Source organism: Amycolatopsis rhizosphaerae (genome assembly GCF_007713715.1).
GTDB classification, from domain to species: Bacteria; Actinomycetota; Actinomycetes; order Mycobacteriales; family Pseudonocardiaceae; genus Amycolatopsis_E; species Amycolatopsis_E rhizosphaerae.
The window spans coordinates 1-3,792 of record NZ_VJWX01000615.1 but is presented as its reverse complement, the minus strand read 5'-3'; the positions used below and the strand labels follow the sequence as shown (position 1 = coordinate 3,792).

8 protein-coding genes and 1 pseudogene are annotated in these 3,792 nt (G+C 71.4%); all 9 read left to right on the top strand.

All coding sequences use genetic code 11. The annotated features are described in order from the left end of the window. Nucleotides 1–257, top strand: a pseudogene (locus FNH05_RS34240) (gas vesicle protein); the annotation flags it as partial. A gap of 1 nt (nucleotide 258) precedes the next feature. Further along, entirely contained in the window at nucleotides 259–1,071 is an 813-nt protein-coding gene (locus tag FNH05_RS34235; protein WP_144592998.1) for a GvpL/GvpF family gas vesicle protein, read from the top strand. 7 nt (nucleotides 1,072–1,078) lie between these two features. Continuing rightward, the gene (locus FNH05_RS34230) at nucleotides 1,079–1,321 is read left to right on the top strand and encodes a gas vesicle protein GvpG (protein ID WP_144592997.1); all 243 of its coding nucleotides are present in this window, start codon (nucleotides 1,079–1,081) and stop codon (nucleotides 1,319–1,321) included. A gap of 5 nt (nucleotides 1,322–1,326) precedes the next feature. Beyond that, nucleotides 1,327–1,629: a gas vesicle protein GvpO gene (gene gvpO / locus FNH05_RS34225; protein ID WP_144592996.1), complete on the top strand. Its 303-nt coding sequence runs from the start codon at nucleotides 1,327–1,329 to the stop codon at nucleotides 1,627–1,629. Continuing rightward, a complete protein-coding gene (locus FNH05_RS34220; RefSeq protein ID WP_144592995.1) occupies nucleotides 1,626–2,021 on the top strand; it encodes a gas vesicle protein in 396 nt (131 codons plus the stop codon). The genes gvpO and FNH05_RS34220 overlap by 4 nt, the downstream gene beginning before the upstream one ends. Continuing rightward, complete coding sequence (locus tag FNH05_RS39630; protein WP_246128116.1) at nucleotides 2,014–2,802, top strand: GvpL/GvpF family gas vesicle protein; 789 nt, start codon at nucleotides 2,014–2,016, stop codon at nucleotides 2,800–2,802. The genes FNH05_RS34220 and FNH05_RS39630 overlap by 8 nt, the downstream gene beginning before the upstream one ends. Next, nucleotides 2,799–2,993 carry a gas vesicle protein gene (locus FNH05_RS39625; RefSeq protein WP_246128115.1) on the top strand — a complete coding sequence of 65 codons (195 nt, stop codon included), beginning with the start codon at nucleotides 2,799–2,801 and terminating at the stop codon, nucleotides 2,991–2,993. The genes FNH05_RS39630 and FNH05_RS39625 overlap by 4 nt, the downstream gene beginning before the upstream one ends. Next, on the top strand, nucleotides 2,990–3,277 hold the full coding sequence (locus FNH05_RS34210) for a gas vesicle protein K (protein ID WP_144592994.1): 288 nt from the start codon (nucleotides 2,990–2,992) through the stop codon (nucleotides 3,275–3,277). The genes FNH05_RS39625 and FNH05_RS34210 overlap by 4 nt, the downstream gene beginning before the upstream one ends. A 135-nt stretch (nucleotides 3,278–3,412) precedes the next feature. Then, nucleotides 3,413–3,792 (top strand): DUF5709 domain-containing protein (locus tag FNH05_RS34205; RefSeq protein ID WP_144592993.1); only part of this gene is annotated, 380 nt, incomplete at its 3' end.

Below are 3,792 nucleotides of genomic sequence, written 5' to 3'. Positions count from 1 at the left end.
AGCTGATCACCATCGACGCCCGCGTGGTGGTCGCCAGTGTGGACACCTACCTGAGGTTCGCCGACGCGGTCAACCGTCTGGAGATCTCCGAGACCGAGAAGAAGGGACTGCCCGATCTGATCGAGGGCGTCACCTCGGGGGCCGCGAAGTCCAAGACGAAAGGGGTTATCGAAGCGGCGGGTGAGAAGCTTCAGGACTTCCTCGGCGAGGCCCAGCGTGAACGCGAGCGCGCCACCCGGGGCAGGAGGGGCGATTGAGATGACGGGGACGACGACCCGGGAGACCGCGCCGGAGCAGACCGCACGACCTGAACCGTCCGAACAGGACACCGTCGTTTACGTCTACGGGATCGTGCCCGCCGACGTCGAAGCCGAACCGGACGCGCGCGGCGTGCACGACAGCGAAGTCCGGGTGGTCCGGTGCGACGACATCGCGGCACTGGTGAGCAAGGTTCCCCGAGACGAGGCGCTGGGCCGTCCCGCGGACCTGACCGCGCACGCCGCGGTGCTCGACGGGACCGCGGCCGCCGCACCCGTGCTGCCGATGCGCTTCGGCGCGGTGGTCGCCAGCGAGGAGGCCGTGACCGGCGAATTGCTCACCGAGCACCACGACGAGTTCGCCGCGGCCCTGACCGAACTGGAGGGCAAGGCCCAGTACGTGATCCGGGGGCGTTACCAGGAGAACGTGGTGCTGAGGGAGATCCTCGAGGAGAATCCCCAGCTGGCCCAGCTGCGGGAGTCGCTCCGGGGCAAGCCGGAGGACGCGACCCGCAACGAGCGCATCGCGCTGGGGGAGCACATCAACAACGCCATCACGGCCAAACGCGAAGCCGACACGGCCACCATGACCGAGGCGATCGCCTCCGTGCTCGATGCCCCCGTCAACGTCCGCGAGCCCACCCACGAGGAGGACGCCGTCTACCTCGCGGTGCTGGTGGAAGTGGCGCGGCAGTCCGATTTGGAGGAACTGGTCGACCGGGTGGCCGAACAGTGGCGGGACCGGGTGGACGTCGAGCTGCGGGGGCCGCTGGCCCCGTACGACTTCGTGGTCACCCAGCAAGGCCAGGGGTAGTGGTGCGATGGGCCTGATCACCGGCATTCTCGGTCTCCCGTTCGCCCCGGTCCGCGCGGTGATCGCGCTGGCCGAGGTGATCGAGCGGCGGGTGCAGGAGGAGCTGCACGACCCCGCCACGGCGCGGCGTGAACTCGAAGAAGCCGAACGGGCCCGCGCGGCGGGTGAGATCACGGCGGAGGAAGAGGCCGAGATCCAGCAGGCGGTGCTCGACCGGATGGCGCGCGCCCCGGGCGCGAAGGAGAGGTGACAGGCATGGCGGTCACACCGCCGGAGAGCGGGGAGAAGGAGCTGACGGCCGCCACAGCCGGGCTGCTGGCCCTGGAACACGTCCGCAAGCTGACCATGAAGACCCCCGTCGGGGTCACCATGGTCGAACCGGCCGAGGACGGGTGGGTCGCCGAGGTCGAAGTCGTCGAGGAGCGGCGGATTCCCTCCTCGGCGGACATGCTCGCCCTCTACGAGGTGGAGATGGACCTCGACGGGAACCTGCTGGCCTACCGGCGTACCCGGCGCTACGGGCGCGGGCACACCGATCCCGGGACGGGCGGGCGATGAGCGTCGGACCACGGCCCACCACGACGGTTTCGCCGCAGAGCAGTGTGAGCACTGTCGGCGGCGGGCAGTCCTCGACCAACCTCGGCGACATCCTCGAACGAGTTCTGGACAAGGGCCTGGTGATCGCCGGGGACATCCGTGTCAACCTGCTCGACATCGAGCTGCTGACGATCAAGCTGCGGCTGGTGATCGCCTCACTGGAGACGGCGAAGGAGGTCGGCATCGACTGGTGGGAGAACGACCCCTGGCTTCGGGGCCAGGATTCGAAACTGGAACTGGAAAACCAGCGGCTGCGGGCCAGGATCGCCGAACTGGAGGAAGGCGCACCGCCGCAGCAGGCGGTCGGCGAGCGGGAACCGCAGCGCGTGCTGGAGGACGACGCCGGTGAGTGAGCAGGAAGACCAGCGGGGAAGCTGGCTGTACGCGGTCACGACGGGACTGGATCCCGGTGTGCTCACCGCGCTGAGCGGTGTGGCGGGGGAGCGGCCCCACGCGGTCGAGGCCGCCGGGCTCACCGCCGTGGCCGGCACCGTGCCGCTCGATTCGTTCGGCGAGGAGGCGTTACGCCGCAACCTGGAGGACATCGACTGGCTCGCCACGGTGGCGCGTGCCCACGACGCGGTGGTCGACGCCGTGGTCCGCGCCCGCCCGGCCGTGCCGTTGCGGCTCGCCACCGTCTACCACGACGACGACCGCGTCCGGGCGGTACTGGCCGAACGGGAGGGCGACTTCCGTCGCCTGCTCGACCTGGTGAGCGGGCGCACCGAATGGGGCGTGAAGGCCTTCCTCGACCCGTCCCGCCTCCGCGAGCCGGAACCCGCGGCCAGCGGGGCGTCCGGGCGGGGTGCCGGTGCGGCGTACCTCCGGCGCAAGCGCAGCCAGCACCTCGCCAGGGAACGCGCGGAGCAGATCGCCGCCGAGCAGGTCCGCGCCATCCACGAGGCACTCGCGGCCCTGTCCGCCGAGGCGCGCACGCATCGGCCGCAGGCCCGGCAGCTGGCGGGCAACGACCTGCCGATGATCCTCAACGGCGCCTATCTGGTGGACGATTCCGCGTCGGCGGCGTTCGCGGAGGCGGTGGCCGCCCAGGACCGGGCGCACGAGGCGATCCAGTTGCGGCTGACCGGCCCGTGGCCGCCCTACTCGTTTTCCGCCTGGGAGGAGGAGCCGTGACCGAACCGGCACCGCTGCCCGGCACCGACCGGCAGATCGCGCTGGTCGACCTCCTCGACCGGGTGCTGGCAGGCGGGGTGGTGATCACCGGCGAGCTGACACTGTCCATTTCGGACGTCGATCTCGTGCGGGTGTCCCTGCGCGCGCTGCTGGCCTCGGTCGGCTCACTCGAGGCGGTCGAGCCGTCATGAGCGAGGCACCCAGGGCACGGCTCAACACGGACCCGGAGACCGCCCGGCGCGGGCTGGCCGGGCTGGTCCTCACCATCGTGGAACTGCTGCGCCAGCTGATGGAAAAGCAGGCGATCCGCCGGGTCGACCGCGGTGACCTCACCGACGAGCAGGTCGAGTCCATCGGCCTCACCCTGATGCGGCTCGACGAGGCCATGCAGGAGCTGTGCGACCACTTCGGCCTGACCCCCGACGATCTCAACATCGACCTCGGCCCGCTGGGCCCCCTGCTGCCCCGCGACTGAGGGGGTCCCTCACGGCGCGGGCGTCAGTCACGGGGCACGTCGGCGCCGCACTCGTGGACGAAAGGCCCTGTGCGGCGGGGCCGGGGCGGCGAAGGCTGGCCAGTGGACAACACGGGCGCGAGCAAGGAGCGTGACATGGCGGACTGGCCGGACGACACCGACGACGTGGTGTTCGAGCAGCTCGAAGGGCAGGACACCCTCGACTACGAACACCCGGAGGACCCGCTGGACGAGGGGTACTCGGCCGCCGAGGCGCCGTGGGGGGCGACGGACTGGGGCACCACCGGCCGCGAAGCGGCCGCGGGGGAACACCTGGCCACCCGGCTCGCGCGGGAGGTCCGGGAGGCGGGGGCGGCGCCCGAGGTCGACGGTCTCGGGGACACGAGCGACACCGAGGGCGAGCTGCTCGACCGGGAGGTCGGCAACCTGCGGGCGGGCAGGCTCACCGCCGCCGAGGGTGGGGACGCCGAGCTGTTCGCCACCGACGTCGGCGTCGATGGCGCCGGTGCCTCGGC